The organism is Marinomonas sp. (assembly GCF_039940335.1).
Classification (GTDB): domain Bacteria; phylum Pseudomonadota; class Gammaproteobacteria; order Pseudomonadales; family Marinomonadaceae; genus Marinomonas.
Genome location: NZ_JBDVGW010000013.1, coordinates 702,438 through 719,357 on the forward strand (window position 1 = coordinate 702,438; position 16,920 = coordinate 719,357).

A 16,920-nucleotide genomic window follows, 5' to 3' on the forward strand; every position below is an offset into this window, starting at 1 on the left:
ATATTTCCCTTAATTAATTCAAACCCATATAAAGCTTCACACTCATAAGAGAATCACATATTAGCAGTCAGATACAAAAGGCTACAACTAAACAATCTAAGCCTCTCCTCTTACATGCCCTCATAGATTTCACTTACTGTTTCAGCATTTAATGCTAAAACACAATACTCTTCAGCCTTTCCCACCACTTTCCATATGCTTGAGCCTGTTCTTCAAGATACTGGTGCTGGTCGTAAGTCTGCCATTCACCTGGCAACTTGTGACCTAGTATTATTTCTCCAATGTGCGGTGGTGCCAAAGTTGAAAAGTTGGTTCTGGCCGTTCGCCTTAAGTCATGAATAGACCAGTGCTCCATGTTATACGCTTCATTTTTTCTCAACCACTGCATAATGTTGTAAGGTAATGCCAAAGGTGCTGATCGCCCCATTGGCTCATCGGTACCCGCATTATTAAACAAATAACGGCCTGAACCGCTCAATGCAAACGCATCCTTAAGCAATGGTTCGATTTCTGGAATTATTGGCCGTAACAACGGCTTTCCAGTTTTTTGACCTAACTTGTGATTTTCTGGCGGCACTTCCCAAACACGCTTTTCAAAATCAAAATGAGCTTTTTCACTTAACCTCAACTCTCCATTCCGACAACCAAAAAACAAACACAACTTCACAAAGTTTTTATTCTTTGGGGCCATACGTGAATGGTCTACAGCTTTCCATACATAGTGAATTTCACTATCAGACAACGTTCGATCAGTTACCCCGCTACTCACTTGCAGATCCTGCTTTGCATTAATGTCTGAAAGTACATTTCTATCTGCTAATTGCCGCCTGACACACCATTTCAACATTTGCTTTGTATTGGTCAAAATCCTGTCAGCAATTGAAGGCTTACCCGCTTCCACTAAATCTTCCAGAATTTTTAGCCATTGCTGTAAAGTGATCGCTCCAACCGGCAACATGCCAACTTCTTTAATCACATACAGTTCAAAAGAACGTTTTATTTCTAGATGACTTTTCTTGTTCTTTTTACAATACGAGTGATACCACTGAGTGAACAACTCACTGAATGACTCAACTTGAGCAATTGCCTGTTTTTCCATTCTCTTAACTAGACGAGGATCAAAGCCCTGCTCTAATTTTGATCTGTATTCTTGAGCCCTCTCACGAGCCAACTTCAAACCAATAAGAGGATAGGACCCAACATCAAGTCTCGCGGCTTTTCCCTCGTATCGATATCGCATCTGAAAAACGATCTTACCTTTTGCAGACACCCGAACACTTAAGCCATCACGATCCGTTTTCTCTTCTGGCCTTTCTCGTACTTTTTTATGATTGGCTTTTAGCCATGCCTCAGATAGCGCCATACCTAGCCCTCGCCGTATGTTGTGTACATATTTTAAATGTCATAAAAACATCAATTTTATGTACACAGCTATGTACACATTTAGTTTGGCTTATTATGTCGTCAGTAGTCTGGTTCTGTCTAACCTTAAAACAAGTAAGGCTATTAAAATAAAGGCTTCAAGAGGATTTTTGGCAGGAATTGACTTAGCTGGACTTATGTACGATCAATTGGGTGAGAAATGATCGCGAAGGTTCTTCGCTTGTCGACTTCGTTGATAAATTCTTGGCTTGGCATGTATAAGGTCTTTTCGTTTATCCGCTGACTCAGCTCATTCACACGGCACTGTACCGTGTCCTGAGAAGCGAACCATTCATGTTAAAAGTATTTGGGCGCTATTTTCGCTGATCTGGACACTTTTAACAATCAATGCTTAGCTAATCCGTGATATTTGCTCGGTCGAATGCTCGACTTAAGCCGCTAACCGTTACTAGGCGGCAAACGGCTTTTTCATCTAATAGGCTACTAGTTCTTTTTTGCTAACCGAGAGAACCGTCGCATCCAAAACTACCGAGGTGACCCAGGGTTATGAATGCCAGCGATCATGCAACGCACTGAACCACCAGCAGACTCTATGGTCGGTACCTGCAAAGGCACCAGTTCCACAAATTGCTCCAGTTGCAATTTTTGCTCTGACGTTAAGGCCTGATAAGCCGTTTCTGAAAGCGCCAAAATTGGCCCGTTATCTCCCTGCAGCTCAATGGCATTACCGCAAAACTGCGCCACTTGTTGCTCACTCAGATGAATGAGTTGCTGTTGATTAGCGGCAAAACCGTCTAGAAGCCGTTGGCGATCTGCAGAGGTCACCATGTCCGTTCCCATTAGAACGAACTTAGACCCCACACACATCAAAACATTGGTGTGATAAACCGCGACACCAGCACTATCAAAAGCATCAAATATTACCGCTTGATAATTAAGCTGCGCGCACAACCGTTTTAACAAGGACTCATCAGCGCGTTTTGAGCGACAAACATAAGCACGGCGCTGTATATGATCGAAAACAATAGCACCTGTTCCTTCCAAATACTGTTGTTGCTCAGCGTACCCTCTAAGATCTAGGGTTTGACCAAAGCCATATTCGCTTTGCAAAAAATCCATAATATCTTGGCGATACTCTAAACGGCGATTGGCGGCATACATGGGGTAGCTGACCAGCACTCCATTATGATGACAACTAAACCAATTATTAGGGAACACAGAATCTGGCGTGAGACCATGTAAATCTTCAAATAGGTGCACCTTCACCCCATATGAACGTAATTTTGCTGCGGCCTCCGACACCTCAGTGAATGCAGAGAAAGCGCTGTCTGTACTGTCTAAAGGTCGTTGGAAAGCGTTATCCGCCATCGTTTCAGGATTAGACTGAAAATGGTGTGGCCGCACCATCACAACTTGCTGTGCCGCTTGTGGCGATAGAAGCTGAGGCATAGGGTTATGCCTCTTGACAGGCTGGGCGTATGCCCAATGGGTTGCTAGACAATGTTAAGCTTGTTGATTGATAAATAGTCATTTTTATTCATTCCAGTTTGCTAGATAGCGATTCCAGATATGATAAAAAGCTAGCCTGTCAGTTAAAATGTCATTTAGTTATCAATAATTATGTATTTTTTGTCAATTTGCTAAGCTAAAATTTCATTTTGATAAAATCAGTCAACGGCTACCTTAATGATGAAACCCTATATTTACGACTCCTTAGACAGCGCGCTCATTTCCGAGCTGAGAAAAGATGGCAGAGCAACCATTTCTTACCTAGCCGGCCAGCTTAATGTCTCCCGTGCCACGGTACAAAACCGACTCGATAGGTTGTTGGTTAGCGGCGCTATTTTGGGCTTCACAGTACGTGTGCATGAAGAGCTAGAAAGGGAAACCATCAAAGCCATCATGATGATAGAGGTAACGGGGCAGTCCACCTCTCAAGTCATCAAAAAGCTTCGCGGTATTCCCGAATTGGTAAAACTGCACACCACCAATGGTGCATGGGATCTAGTAGCCGAAATTCACACCAGTAGCTTGGCGGCCTTTGACGGTATACTTCGCAAGGTACGAGAGGTGGATGGCATTTTAAACAGTGAAACCAGTGTTTTGCTTTCCAGTCTATAATCGCCAGTTGCAACTTTTATGGCCAGCGCACCAGCTTACTCTGGCGACAAAGCATTCACTGATTTGGACACCTCAAATACTTCACTGGCCACTGTCATGCGATCCAACCAATAAATCACCACTAAGGCGATACTAAGATCAATTGACCATCTTCTTTTGCAAATGGTCCTGCTGGCCATTGATCTAGCAGATCAAGCACTGCTTCACTAGGTTGGCAAAGTTTAACGCCTTTAGGCGTACAAACAATCGAACGATTCACCAATACTGGGTGCTGCAGCATGGCGGCTAGCAAGCGCTCATCCGACACACTTTCATCCAACAAACCTAACTCTTTTGCCGGGGATTTGGTGGTACGCAAAGCACTGCGAGGAGTTAAATCTGCCGCAGCAAACAAGGCCAACAACTGGGCTTTCGTCCAACCTTCTTGCAAGTACTCAATCACCTCAGGCTGGTAACCCGCCGCACGGATAATCTCTAGCACATTACGAGATGTGCCACATTCAGGATTATGATGTATAACAACCATGAAAACTCCTATTTCAACAAGGCCTTAGCATTAACGCGAAGCAAACCAATGAGGGGTTTTATTGGCAAACCACACCAATGACAACATCACAGGCACTTCCACTAGAACACCAACAACCGTCGCCAAAGCTGCCCCTGAATGTAAACCGAACAAAGAGATCGCTACCGCAACGGCAAGCTCAAAGAAATTCGATGAACCAATCATGCTGGCAGGCGCCGCCACGTTATGAGGCAACTTGACTCTTTTCGCCAAGTAATAAGTAATCGCAAAAATGCCATAGGTTTGAATCAACAAAGGAATCGCAATTAGCACAATGGCTTCTGGCTGAGCCAAAATCGTTTGTGATTGGAAGCCAAACAGTAAAACAACGGTACTTAATAGGCCGATGATGGACCAAGGTTTCATCGCCGCTAGGGAGGCATTCAATTTTGAATGGTCATTGCTTTTATCAAGCTTGCTGCGGGTAATTGCTCCCGCGACCAAGGGAATCAGTACATAAAGCACTACGGATAACAACAAGGTATTCCAAGGCACCGTAATGTCCGAAACACCCAGTAATAGGCCAGCAATGGGCGCAAACGCGAAGATCATTACAATGTCATTAATAGACACTTGTACCAGGGTATAGTTAGCATCCCCTTTGGTGAGCTGACTCCAGACAAAAACCATAGCAGTGCAAGGGGCCACACCCAATAAAATCATACCCGCTATATATTCTGTGGCGGTTTCTGGGTCCACCCAACCAGCAAAGAGCCCCTTAAAGAACAGCCAGCCTAACAAAGCCATGGTAAAAGGCTTAATCAACCAATTAACCACTAGAGTTAATACAAGCCCCTTCGGCTGACCGCTCACCTCTTTAATCGATGAAAAGTCGATTTGCACCATCATGGGATAAATCATTAACCAAATCAGCACAGCAATCACTAAATTCACATGGGCGTATTCCAAGCCTGCTACCAGCGCGAATAAGTCTGGAACAATGCTTCCCGCCAAAATCCCTAGAATAATGGCCACCCCTACCCAAACGGATAAATAACGCTCAAATAAACCCACTTATTTTCTCCTAAATGGAACGTAAATTAACGCGTTCACTCAACTGTTCTGCGGATTCTACTCGCTCAGAATAGCGATCCACTAAGTCGTTTTTATTACCACGAAGCATTAACGTGAATTTCACCAACTCTTCCATAACATCGACGATTCGATTGTAGTAAGACGAAGGCTTCATTCGGTTATCTTCATCAAATTCAAGGTGCGCTCGCGCCACTGAAGACTGATTAGGGATAGTCACCATGCGCATCCAACGCCCTAAAACCCTTAATTGATTCACCACATTAAAAGACTGGGAACCACCACACACCTGCATGACCGCCAGCGTTTTACCTTGCGTTGGTCGCACACTGCCAATACTCAACGGTATCCAATCAATTTGACTCTTAAAGATACTGGTCATAGAACCATGACGCTCTGGAGAGCACCAAACCTGTCCTTCAGACCACATCATTAATTCACGAAGCTCTTGTACTTTTGGATGAGACTCGTCAGTGGTATCCGTTTGCGGCAACCCCTCGGGGTTAAAAATTCGCACCTCTGCCCCAAAAGCTTTTAGCAAGCGCGCACTTTCTTCTACCACCATACGACTGAATGAACGCTCTCTTAACGATCCATACAAAAGCAAAATACGCGGAGGATGAGTAAGTTCTTGGCTCGCCACTTGTTGGTAGCTGGGAATTTGAAACTGACCCTCTTCAATGTTTGGTAAGCTTGGTTCAGCATCTATATCAAATTGACTCATGATGATTCCTCTCTCTTCTCAACACCCTAAATTCAACAAACAGTAACTTGGCTTGGAAAATCAAGTGTTGCCATTCAATATGCAAACAATAATATATATGAATAATCGTATATATTGTTGTTATCTGCAAGCCTCTTCTTAATTCGCTAAGCATTAAACCCTAACAGCCAACACCAAGACCTGATGATCAGAGTCAAATTTAATACCTTTGAACCTCTTTCGTGTCTCGCTAATGAGTTCAAAAAACTTACAATCCATGCAGGAATGATTTAGCCATGATAGGCTATTTCAGCAGAAATAAATCTTACTAAGACACTTGTAACAAGAGGCAGACTGTATGCTCAACCCTGATCGACACAATACTTCTCAGCAGGTGTTAGCAGGCCCTATTTTACGTAAGACAACACCGAATGAAGTGACCCTATGGCTAGCAACAAGAGAAAAGTTCGCGATTAACGTTCGTCTAGTAGACGATACCGGACAGCTCATCAACAGCCAGCAGACACGCAGATGTATCACTGCAGGCGAACATTTATTTATACATTTTATTCAATTAAGTCCTGATGACATTTTCCCCTGTGACACTTGGATTGGTTACCAAATAGATTTGATTGATCAAGACCAACAAATCGCCGAGATTCAACAGTGGGGAGCAAAGCTTTTTTATCCGGGCAAGCAAAGCCCAGGCTTTGTCATTCAAAGTAAGGTAAGCCAACTACTCCATGGCTCCTGTCGAAAGCCTCACTTTGCCAGCTCTAACAATACCGACGGTCTAGCCTTGGTGGACTCACTACTGGCCACAACCCATCCCTTAGATTGGCCCGCCCTACTCATTCTTAGCGGAGATCAAATATACGCCGATGACGTAGCAGGCCCAATGCTGCATGCCATTCATCAACTTATTCAAGAGCTGGGCTTACCCAGTGAAGCATTAAAAGAAACCAGTCTAACCAAAGAACAAGATTTACAATCCAATGCACCTTTTTACTATCAAAGAGACAATCTACTGCCACAAACAGAAGAGACGGCAGCACTGCAAAAGCAGTTCTTCGGAGGCGTCAAAAAACCGATTTTCACTACAACTACAGCGCAAAACCACCTCATGACGCTCAGCGAGATGCTCGCCATGTATTTGTTAGTCTGGTCTCCCGCCGGTTGGCAAAACATAGAATTAAGCTGCCCTACAAGCCTCACGGAAGAAGACCATAAAGATAAATACAACAAAGAAAAGGCGACCATTATTGCATTCCAGCAACAGTTGGACGCGGTACAAAGAGCCATGGCCCATCTGCCAACCGCAATGATATTTGACGACCATGATGTCACCGATGACTGGAACCTAACGGCAGCTTGGGAAAAGAGTGCCTATCAACACCCTATGTCACGACGCATCATTGGTAATGCTTTGATAGGCTACTTTCTATGCCAAGGCTGGGGGAATGCGCCAGAAAAGTTCGATTCGCCCTTCATTGATCAAATTGAAAAAAGTCTTCAGAACACAGGGAGTAAGCATCATGATGCTTGTATTGATCAGCTACTTAAATTCGAAAACTGGCATTATCAATGGCCCACACAACCGCCGTTGATCGTCTTAGATACTCGTACCCGACGTTGGCGCTCTGAGAAAAACATTAAGCGCCCTTCTGGCCTTATGGATTGGGAAGCCTTGATAGATTTGCAATCCAACCTAATGGAAAAGCCGTCGGTGATTTTAATCTCACCCGCCCCAATTTTTGGGGTAAAGCTCATTGAGAGCATCCAAAAACTGTTTACCTTGGCGGGCAAACCCTTAATGGTGGACGCTGAAAATTGGATGGCACACCCAGGCTCTGCTCACACTCTGATGAATTTGTTTAAACATCCAAAAACGCCCCAAAATTTTGTCATCTTATCAGGGGACGTACATTACTCTTTTGCCTACGACATAGAGATCAAAGGCCGAAAAAACAGCCCCAATATTTGGCAAATCACCAGCAGTGGCTTGCGCAATGAATTTCCTGCCAAGCTACTAGATTGGTTTGACCGCCTCAACCGTTGGCTATATGCACCTTGGTCGCCCTTAAATCTATTTACCAAACGTCGAGGTATGTGGGTGTCCCCTCGTAAACCGGATCAAGCAGGCCACGGCGAGCGGCTTTTAAATCACTCGGGAATTGGCTTAGTAACCCTCGATGATAAAGGCAAACCATCCTCTATCCAGCAGATAATTAGTGCCGATCAGGTCATTTCATTCGACAAACTCGATCACGCTAAACAATTCGAATAACGGCCACAAATAAAAAGGGGCTCACAGATGTGAGCCCCTTTGATGTGTTCAATAAAAGCCTTATACCGCTTCAGAAGGTCGTTTTGAGAAAATACGACGAATCACCACGAAGAACAAAGGCACGAAGAAGATCGCTAATATGGTTGCTGTTAGCGTCCCCCCCACAATACCAGAACCAATAGAGATACGGCTGTTCGCCCCGGCACCTGACGAAAGCGCTAATGGCAACGTACCCACGATAAACGCCATAGACGTCATAATAATTGGACGTAAGCGCAAACGTGCAGCTTCCACTGCTGAATCCCAAGCATTTTCACCTCGTCGATACGCCGTCTCGGCAAATTCCACTATCAAGATGGCATTCTTGGAAGACAAACCTATGGTCGTCAGCAAGGCGACTTGGAAGTAGATATCATTTTCCAAACCTCGAATGTGCGCCGCCGCCGCAGCACCAATCACACCAAGCGGAATCACCAACATCACAGAGAAAGGAACCGTCCAACTTTCATAAAGCGCGGCTAAACAGAGGAACACCACCAAGATGGAAATGCCATACAGCAACTGGGTTTGACCACCAGATAGGCGCTCTTGATAAGATAAACCACTCCACGCACCAGAACTTCCCGCAGGTAACTCATCGGCCAAACGCTGCAACTCATCCATCGCAACACCAGAACTAATACCGTCTGCACCAGCCCCTTGAAGCTGATAAGAAGCCTGACCATTGAAACGATTTAAGCTTTTAGGGCCATAAGTCCATTCAGACGAAGCAAATGCCGAAAACGGTGTCATGGTGTTATCTTGTGAACGTACATACCAATGTTGCAAATCTTGAGGGGAAGCGCGGTAGGCCGCATCACCTTGCATATATACATTTTTCACTCGACCACGATCAATAAAGTCATTCACATAGCTACCTGCCCAAGCACTGCTCAACGTCGCACTAATGTCTGATAGAGATAGACCTAAAGCCGACGCTTTTTCTTGGTCAACATCAATATGCAATTGCGGTGCTTCGGATTCACTACCCAAACGCACACCAGACAACAAAGGACTCGTTCGACTGTCGCTAAGTAATTGATCGCGTAACTCAACTAAGGTGTCTCGACTCGTATTGCCGGACGCTAACAACTGGAAAGTAAAGCCGTTGGTTTGACCAAGCCCTCGAATGGAAGGTGGGATCAAAGAGAAGATACGCGCATCACGGATGCCTGCAAAGGCCCCATAAGACCTTGCAACGATAGCCCCCGCACTGCTTTGTGGATCTTCACGCTGCGACCAATCTTTTAATGCCGCAAAAGCCAAGCCGGCATTTTGTCCACTGCCCATAAAGTTAAAACCAGATACCGTAAACAATGCTTCAACATTATCTTTCTCATTGTTCAGGAAGTGATCTTCAACTTGGCGCATTACCGCATCGGTACGCGACATAGACGCCCCTTCCGGTAAGGACACCATTACAATGATTCGGCCTTGATCTTCCGTTGGCAAGAAACCTGTTGGCAGGTTGGTCATCATGTAAGTTAGGCCAGCGATAATAACGCCATAACCTAGGAACCAACGAATAGGTTGTTTAACTAAGCGCGCCACGCGGCCAGAATAGGCACCTGTTGCACGATCAAAATTGCGGTTAAACCAACCTCCTAAGCCTTTTTTCGACGCACCGTGATTCGGTTTCAACAAGGTCGCACACAAGGCTGGCGTTAAGGTCAGCGCAACGATTACCGAGAGAATCATAGCGGCAACGATAGTGATAGAGAACTGACGGTAAATTACCCCAGCAGAACCACTAAAGAACGCCATAGGTAGGAATACCGCCGAAAGCACCACAGCAATACCAATCAAGGCACTGGTGATTTCTTTCATGGATTTAAGTGTCGCTTCTTTTGGCGGCAACTTTTCTTCTTCCATTACTCGCTCAACGTTTTCCACCACGACGATGGCATCGTCCACCAATAGACCGATGGAAAGTACGATACCAAACATGGTTAAGGTGTTAATCGAGTAGCCAAATACTTCCAAGATGCCAAACACACCCAGTAATACCACAGGTACGGCAATAGCTGGAATCAAGGTAGCGCGCCAGTTCTGCAAGAAGATGAACATGACGATAATAACCAAGGCGATGGCTTCAAATAGTGTTTTCACCACCTCTTCTATAGAGATTCGAATAAAGTTGGTATTATCTACAGGGAAGGCAAGCTGATAACCATCTGGCAAATCATTCTTCATACCATTTAGTACAGCCTTCACTCCTTCTGAAGTGGTCAGTGCGTTCGCCCCTGGCGATAGCATGACAGCAATACCCGCAGCAGGGTGACCGTTTAATCGCCCAATAGTGCTGTAAGATTTACTGCCCAACTCCACTCTCGCCACATCACTTAGGCGAACGGTTGCTCCGTTATCATTGTAAGCAAGAATGATTTTTTCGAATTCTTCCGTCGTTTGCAGTTTAGATTGTGCTGTGACTGTGACATTCAGCTCTTGTCCTTTAAGAACTGGATAAGCCCCCAAGCTACCTGCTGCCGTTTGTGTATTCTGCGCACGAATGGCACTGGAAATATCCGAAGGCATTAGTTTGTAGGAAGCCAGTTTCAGCGGGTCTAGCCAAACACGCATAGCGTATTCAGAACCAAATACTCGAATACTGCCTACACCATCAACTCGGGCAACAGAATCTTCAACACTAGAGACCAAAAAGTCTGAAATATCTTGCCCTGTATCGGTATCTGTTTCATCAAAAATAGCAGCGACCATCAAGAAGTCTGAATTAGATTTGGTCACGGTCACGCCATTATCTTGTACCGCTTCAGGTAAACTAGAAGAAACTTGCTGGACCTTGTTTTGCACTTGTACTTGAGCAATATCGGCATCTGTACCTTGCTCAAAGGTAACCGTGATACTGGAACTACCACTAGAAGTACTTGAGGAAGAAAAGTATAACAAGCCATCAAGCCCTGTTAACTGTTGTTCCAGTACTTGGGTAACACTGTTTTCTACCGTTTCAGCAGACGCCCCGGTATAAGTAGCAGAGATGCTAATAGAAGGGGGTGCCACATCAGGGTATTGAGAAATCGGTAGGGTGGTAATCGCACCCAATCCGGCCAACATAATGGCGATGGAAATAACCCAAGCGAATACCGGTCGGTTGATAAAAAAGCGAGCAAACATATTCTGACTCCCTTATTTAGAGGCGCTAGTCGTAGCAGCGTTTTGCGATACCATGGCACCAGTTTGGCTATCAAATTTCAACTCAACCGTTGTCACCGCACTGCCGGTTCTCACTTTTGATGTGCCTTCAACTACAACACGATCGCCCGCGTCAATACCAGAGGCAACCAGCCAATAATTTTTAATCGCGCGATCAATCACTAACTGACGAGTCTCAATGATTCCATCACCGTTCACCACCAGAGCAATTGGATTGCCTTTCACATTTCGGGAAACACCTTGCTGAGGCACTAAAATCGCGGAAGTATGAGTCGCTTCGTGAATTTCACCACGCACAAACATACCCGGAAGTAAGAGGTTATCTGGGTTCGGGAATTCTGCACGCAAGGTAACACTACCAGTAGACTCATCCACACTTACTTCACGCGCTTTCAAAACGCCTTGGTATTGATAAGTAGAGCCGTCTTCTAAGGTTAGAGAAACCTTATTACTCCCTAACTCGACACCATCTTGGCTTAGTAAAGTACGCTGATTTAATTGATCCAAACTGGTTTGAGACAAATCCACATAGATGGGGTCAAGTGCTCTAACCGTTGTCATGGCGGTGGTTTGACTTGCTGTTACTAAGGCACCTACCGTTACAGCCGAAATACCAATACGGCCGTTAATTGGCGAAGTGATTTTTGTGTATTCTAAATTTATCTTCGCGCTTTCTAGAGCGGCTTCGGCTTTTTTCTGATTAGCAACCGCTTCTAAATACGCTACATGAGCATCATCGCTGTCCGATTGGGACACATTATTCTGTTTACGCAGTTCAGAGAATCGTTTATCTGTCTGTAAAGCGGACGCTAGAATAGCATTGGCAGACTCAAGGTCCGCTTGAGCTTGCTTATAAGAAGATACGTAAGTGGAATCATTTAGGGTGTACAACAGCTCACCGCTCTCAACAACTTGCCCTTCTTCAAACAATCGTTGCTTCACCAAACCACCAACTTGAGGTCGAATTTCCGCGACCAAACTAGCAGCCGTTCGACCGGGTAATTCTGCGACTAAATCTGCTTTTTGAGGCTCAATAACTACTACGCCGACTTGTACTTTTGGTGCAGCCTTAGGGGCAGCGGCTTGACTACTTGTCTCTTCTTGACACCCAGCCAGCAGCATGAGTAATGCCACACCGGACACGTATTTCATTTTCGTAAGCATTTAGCAGAATTCCTTGTAAGTTTTATATGCGTAGTAAAATACAAAACAGCATAAACCTGTTTCATACAGCCAGTGGTACATCCTTCATTGCGAACCTCTCACCACCAACTAAAATAACAACATGCATTATTAACACCAAATAAAGTAGGTAAAATGACTAACAAAAAACATTCACTTTCTTTACTTATTTCGGAGTTAATTCATGGCTTTTTGAGTAAAACATGCCTTTAATCTGTGGCCAACGACTCACTAACATTGCAATAAAAATGAGCACGCAGCCCGCCACCTGCCCCACCGCCATCACTTCTTTAAACCAAACGACGGCCAACAATGCCGCCCACACAGGCTCTAAATTCATAATAACGGCGGCGTGACTCACCTGAGTTAAGCTCATGCCATAAGTTTGCAGCAAGAAGCGCAAACTGGTTGCGATTAAAGTACTTGCGAGAAACCAGCCCGCAACACTTATACTAATACTGTTAGGGAGTGATTCTGTTAACAGGGACAGTATCAATAGGAAAACACCAGCAACGATCAACTGAACAGCTGTTAGTACTAAGGGGTGCATTCTCATGGAGAATCGGGATAAGAAATTTAACTGAAAGGCGGAGCCTATTGCGGCCCCCAAGAAATAAAATTGCGCGAACTCAAAATCCAAACCATTGTTCAAGGCTAATAAAGCAAGGCCCAATATCGCAATGGGTAAGGCTAACCAAATATTCATCGGTGGACGCTGACCGAACATAAAACGTGCAACCAGTGGCACCATAACCACCCCCAAGCTCGTAATAAAAGCGCCCACACCTAGGTTACTGCCTTGATCCAGTCCTGTTATCCAGAACATCATGGTAATACCCATGATCACACCAACAAAACAAGCTTGTTTGATAAGTGCCCAATCAAGACTTTTAAAATACTTCTGCCCCACCAAGAACAGCACAAAGCCAGCGATCAAAAAGCGCATGGCCATAAAAAATAGCGGAGGTAATCCCACTAGAGCTTCTTTCGCAAATATCCAACCAAAACCGGCAAGCACTGTTACCAAAAGCAAAATTAACTCTGCTTTAAAACCTTCACCCTGCTTTAACATTTTCCCACGCCCGTCATCCCTAATTGGTGCACTAAAAAGTGGCCAAGAGTGTAACAAGAAGCGATAGGAAAAAATGCACAAAATGAAGGTTAGAATACAACTTGCACAAAAAAGCCCATTTTACTCTCTATCAGCAAAATGGGCTTTTTAAATCACTTGTAGGTTACTTAGCCGTCTTTGGCCACGCAAAAGCGATCGACAATAAAGCCACTAAGGCAAGCACCCAACTGTATTGAACATACGCAACAAGGTCTAATGGTGACAATCCAGCTAAAGAAGAAGCCAATAATATTTGCGCACCATAAGGTAACACCCCTTGCACAACACAAGAGAAAATATCGAGCAAACTTGCACTGCGCTTAGGGTCAACGTTATAGCGCTCGGCGAGATTTTTCGCCACTGAGCCATTAATCAAAATAGACACAGTATTATTTGCTGTACAAAGGTTGGTTAATGCGACACTTAGGCTAATACTCAGCTCACCGGTACGAGTTGACCCAGTTTTACCGCCAAATACACGGCTAACTTTTTCAACCATACCTACCAGCCAATCCAAACCACCTTGGGACTTCATGACCGCCGCTAGACCACCGATCAACAGTGATAAGATTAAGATTTCCTGCATACCACTGTAGCCTGCGTAAATATCCGCAGACCAGCTTGCCACACTGTATTCTGGCAAGCTGGTTAAACCCACTATGCCAGCAAACACAATACCGCTAAACAATACCAACATGACATTCACTCCTGCTACCGCAAGGCCCAACACCATCACGTAAGGCAGCACCTTGATCAAGTCATAGTCTTTCAAGTCAGTAATTTGCGCCCCACTACTCTGGAAATACAGCCATACGAGGGTCACTAGTGCCGCAGGCAGAGCAATCCTAAAGTTCATGCGAAATTTATCTCGCATATCACAACCCTGCGTACGGGTAGCGGCGATGGTGGTGTCCGAAATAATCGACAAATTATCACCAAACATGGCGCCACCAATCACAGTACCGACAGTAAGCAGCAATGGTAGTTCTGCCGCGTCAGCGACACCAATAGCAATCGGAGCAATAGCCGCAATGGTTCCCATGGATGTGCCCATAGAGGTCGCCACAAAAGCGGTAATCACAAACAAGCCTGGTAGTAGCAAAGAGGCAGGAACAATGCTCAAACCAAAGTTCACTGTGGCATCCACGCCACCAACAGCTTTTGCCACACTGGCAAACGCCCCCGCCAAAAGGTAAATCAACACCATGGTAGTGATGGTGCTGTCCCCTACGCCCTTAACAAAGGTTTCAATACGCTCATTAAGCTGCCCTTTGGCGAACAAGATCGCTAAGGCAATGGCCGGTAATATCGCAACCGGTGCAGAGATTTGATAGAAGGCAAAATCAACCCCTTGAGATTGATACCAAAGGCCACTTCCGACAAAAAGCACCAAAAAAAGAACCAGCGGTAAAAGCGCCAGTGGAGATTTAGAAGTCATACGGTCTGTTGTTTCCAGAGTTTAGTTAAAGGAAGGTGCGATTAAGTCTTCTGAGCTACAGTCTTATCAGAGAAACGGTCTATCAAGGCAAGAGTGAGCAGGAATGTTAATACCTTTCAATCACTCTTAACACAGAGAGGCCGTTTCTCTGAAAGACCCGAAGGGCGTGGGCTAAACACTTTTTATTCTTTGTTAATCTTCTTGCCAATATGTTCAATATTGGACTTCAAAGCTTGCCTCGAATAATAAAGGTTTATCCACACGCTGAAGCCAGTGGACTTGTTCGTACCTTCCTTAAAGGAAGTAACTCACTTTTGGTAAGTCACTTATTAAAGCAGAGGCGCGATGATAGAGAATTGGAAGACAAGGCGCTAATAATCAATTGTCATGATTATTTTACCTTTTGGTATAACAAAATTTTTCTTCCGAAGTGATTCATAGAGCATTTAGCTATAAGTCTTGCTGGGTTGCATTGTATCCATAAACAAACTCTAATTTACTCTCTACCACCGAGGGCACAAAGTGAGAAACTTGCTTGAGCGCTTTGAGCTTACAAAGCCCTAATACGCCTCCATGCATATGAAACAATCCTGCATTGGCTTTCGACATAGCTTGCACCTTGCTCGTTCTTGGTTTGCGGTGTTGCTCATACGTTTGTAACGCTTGCTCGAGATTCTCAGCCGATGTTACTCCGCTTACACACTCCGCCAACACATAGGCATCCTCTATAGCCATCGCGGCTCCTTGCGCCATAAAAGGCAACATAGGATGACAAGCATCACCAAGCAATACCACAGGCCCTTTATGCCAAAATGGCAACTCACTGCGACCATTTAACGACCACAAAAAGGTGTTTTTTACGCACTTAAGTAACTCTGTCACCTCAGGATGCCAACCGGCGAAGGCCTGTCGTAATACATTGACGTCACCTTCTTCTCGCCAAGATTCAGAGTGCCAAGCATTTCGCTCTTCAACCGCGACAAAATTAATATACTTACCGCCACGCACATAGTAGCTAACAAAGTGTCTTCCTGGGCCTGCCCACACACTGGCATCAGGTTGAATTTTAATGGAAGATACACTTTCTACTGGAATCAGACCTCGCCAAGCGACCTGTCCCATAAAGGTAGATTTATCCATGCCCAGCATTTGCTGCCTGATAGACGATTTGACCCCATCGGAGGCGATCACTAGGTCCGCCGCTATCTCCCAGCCACTTTCTAAATACAGCATAACGCCCTGACCACCAGCATCTTCTTGGTAGCTTTTAACGTGGGCATTTAACAGAATATCGACACCCGCCGCTTCACAGGCTTGCACCAAAATGGTGTGCAGGTCCGCCCGATGCAAATGCCAATATGGTGCGCCATACTTTTGTTCTATGGCACTTCCCAAAGGCGTTTTCAAAAAATACTCACCGGTTTTGTAATGACGAATGCTGGCGAAGTTAGGGGTATAAGCTAGGGCTTTTAAACCCTCTTCGAGCCCTAACGCTCGTAATACATGCATGGCATTCGGCCCAATCTGCAAACCCGCCCCTACCTCACTAAAACAGGCGGACTGTTCACAAACTGTCACTAACATACCTCGCCTCGCCAAGGCTAAAGCGCATGTCAAGCCACCTATACCGGCACCTACCACTAAAATTTTATGTATTTTTGTCAACCAACCACTCCGCTCTTCACTCACTATCTACATTTGAACACACAAGCAAACGCTAATAGTAAAGGCTATGCCGTAGAATGACACCCATCTAGATCAAGGTTAAGAGCATTTAGAATTTTACGGCAAGACACTGAAAATAATACTCTGGCTTGATACTTGCTATCTTCACAAAGCAGATAAAAGCGATTAGTGTGGAGGGACGATAAAAAAATTACCAATTTTA

At 44.9% G+C, this 16,920-nt stretch carries 12 protein-coding genes; 2 read left to right on the plus strand and 10 right to left on the minus strand.

The genetic code is table 11. From position 1 onward, the window contains the following. Nucleotides 1–154 precede the first annotated feature (154 nt). Together ABJF92_RS13095 and ctlX are read right to left on the minus strand one after the other, a co-directional pair. A complete protein-coding gene (locus ABJF92_RS13095; protein ID WP_446816229.1) occupies nucleotides 155–1,363 on the minus strand; it encodes a tyrosine-type recombinase/integrase in 1,209 nt (402 codons plus the stop codon). 545 nt (nucleotides 1,364–1,908) lie between these two features. Then, nucleotides 1,909–2,832 carry a citrulline utilization hydrolase CtlX gene (ctlX, locus tag ABJF92_RS13100; protein WP_446816230.1) on the minus strand — a complete coding sequence of 308 codons (924 nt, stop codon included), beginning with the start codon at nucleotides 2,830–2,832 and terminating at the stop codon, nucleotides 1,909–1,911. 237 nt (nucleotides 2,833–3,069) lie between these two features. Between ctlX and ABJF92_RS13105 the strand changes: the two genes are divergently transcribed. After that, the gene (locus tag ABJF92_RS13105; RefSeq protein ID WP_446816231.1) at nucleotides 3,070–3,504 is read left to right on the plus strand and encodes an Lrp/AsnC family transcriptional regulator; all 435 of its coding nucleotides are present in this window, start codon (nucleotides 3,070–3,072) and stop codon (nucleotides 3,502–3,504) included. A 121-nt stretch (nucleotides 3,505–3,625) separates the two neighbouring features. On the opposite strand, the gene arsC is transcribed toward ABJF92_RS13105, so the two are convergent. From arsC to arsH, 3 genes are read right to left on the minus strand one after another with little or no spacing between them, the layout of a single operon-like run. Next, nucleotides 3,626–4,030 carry an arsenate reductase (glutaredoxin) gene (gene arsC, locus ABJF92_RS13110; protein ID WP_446816232.1) on the minus strand — a complete coding sequence of 135 codons (405 nt, stop codon included), beginning with the start codon at nucleotides 4,028–4,030 and terminating at the stop codon, nucleotides 3,626–3,628. Nucleotides 4,031–4,060: 30 nt separating this feature from the next. After that, a complete protein-coding gene (gene arsB, locus ABJF92_RS13115) occupies nucleotides 4,061–5,083 on the minus strand; it encodes an ACR3 family arsenite efflux transporter (RefSeq protein ID WP_446816233.1) in 1,023 nt (340 codons plus the stop codon). Nucleotides 5,084–5,093: 10 nt separating this feature from the next. Then, nucleotides 5,094–5,825, minus strand: coding sequence for an arsenical resistance protein ArsH (gene arsH, locus ABJF92_RS13120; protein WP_446816234.1), 732 nt, complete (start codon nucleotides 5,823–5,825; stop codon nucleotides 5,094–5,096). A gap of 337 nt (nucleotides 5,826–6,162) precedes the next feature. Between arsH and ABJF92_RS13125 the strand changes: the two genes are divergently transcribed. Next, a complete protein-coding gene (locus ABJF92_RS13125; protein ID WP_446816235.1) occupies nucleotides 6,163–8,091 on the plus strand; it encodes an alkaline phosphatase D family protein in 1,929 nt (642 codons plus the stop codon). A 60-nt stretch (nucleotides 8,092–8,151) separates the two neighbouring features. Here ABJF92_RS13125 and ABJF92_RS13130 read toward each other — a convergent pair whose 3' ends face one another. From ABJF92_RS13130 to ABJF92_RS13150, 5 genes are all read right to left on the minus strand, one after another. Then, nucleotides 8,152–11,262 (minus strand): efflux RND transporter permease subunit, encoded by a 3,111-nt coding sequence (locus ABJF92_RS13130; RefSeq protein WP_446816236.1) that lies wholly within the window; start codon nucleotides 11,260–11,262, stop codon nucleotides 8,152–8,154. Between the two features lie 12 nt (nucleotides 11,263–11,274). Continuing rightward, nucleotides 11,275–12,465, minus strand: a complete 1,191-nt coding sequence (locus ABJF92_RS13135) for an efflux RND transporter periplasmic adaptor subunit (protein ID WP_446816237.1) — start codon at nucleotides 12,463–12,465, stop codon at nucleotides 11,275–11,277. Between the two features lie 184 nt (nucleotides 12,466–12,649). Then, nucleotides 12,650–13,555 carry a DMT family transporter gene (locus ABJF92_RS13140; RefSeq protein ID WP_446816238.1) on the minus strand — a complete coding sequence of 302 codons (906 nt, stop codon included), beginning with the start codon at nucleotides 13,553–13,555 and terminating at the stop codon, nucleotides 12,650–12,652. 163 nt (nucleotides 13,556–13,718) lie between these two features. Next, complete coding sequence (locus tag ABJF92_RS13145; protein ID WP_446816239.1) at nucleotides 13,719–15,032, minus strand: Na+/H+ antiporter NhaC family protein; 1,314 nt, start codon at nucleotides 15,030–15,032, stop codon at nucleotides 13,719–13,721. 450 nt (nucleotides 15,033–15,482) lie between these two features. Continuing rightward, nucleotides 15,483–16,721 (minus strand): FAD-dependent monooxygenase, encoded by a 1,239-nt coding sequence (locus tag ABJF92_RS13150; RefSeq protein ID WP_446816240.1) that lies wholly within the window; start codon nucleotides 16,719–16,721, stop codon nucleotides 15,483–15,485. Nucleotides 16,722–16,920: the final 199 nt, after the last annotated feature.

Bases quoted from the DNA above. Each gene is read 5' to 3' on its own strand.
- ABJF92_RS13095 (WP_446816229.1), bottom strand. From the start codon at position 1,363: ATGGCGCTATCTGAGGCATGGCTAAAAGCCAATCATAAAAAAGTACGA.
- arsH (WP_446816234.1), bottom strand. From the start codon at position 5,825: ATGAGTCAATTTGATATAGATGCTGAACCAAGCTTACCAAACATTGAA.
- ABJF92_RS13125 (WP_446816235.1), top strand. From the start codon at position 6,163: ATGCTCAACCCTGATCGACACAATACTTCTCAGCAGGTGTTAGCAGGC.
- ctlX (WP_446816230.1), bottom strand. From the start codon at position 2,832: ATGCCTCAGCTTCTATCGCCACAAGCGGCACAGCAAGTTGTGATGGTG.
- arsC (WP_446816232.1), bottom strand. From the start codon at position 4,030: ATGGTTGTTATACATCATAATCCTGAATGTGGCACATCTCGTAATGTG.
- ABJF92_RS13140 (WP_446816238.1), bottom strand. From the start codon at position 13,555: ATGTTAAAGCAGGGTGAAGGTTTTAAAGCAGAGTTAATTTTGCTTTTG.
- ABJF92_RS13145 (WP_446816239.1), bottom strand. From the start codon at position 15,032: ATGACTTCTAAATCTCCACTGGCGCTTTTACCGCTGGTTCTTTTTTTG.
- ABJF92_RS13135 (WP_446816237.1), bottom strand. From the start codon at position 12,465: ATGCTTACGAAAATGAAATACGTGTCCGGTGTGGCATTACTCATGCTG.
- ABJF92_RS13105 (WP_446816231.1), top strand. From the start codon at position 3,070: ATGATGAAACCCTATATTTACGACTCCTTAGACAGCGCGCTCATTTCC.
- ABJF92_RS13130 (WP_446816236.1), bottom strand. From the start codon at position 11,262: ATGTTTGCTCGCTTTTTTATCAACCGACCGGTATTCGCTTGGGTTATT.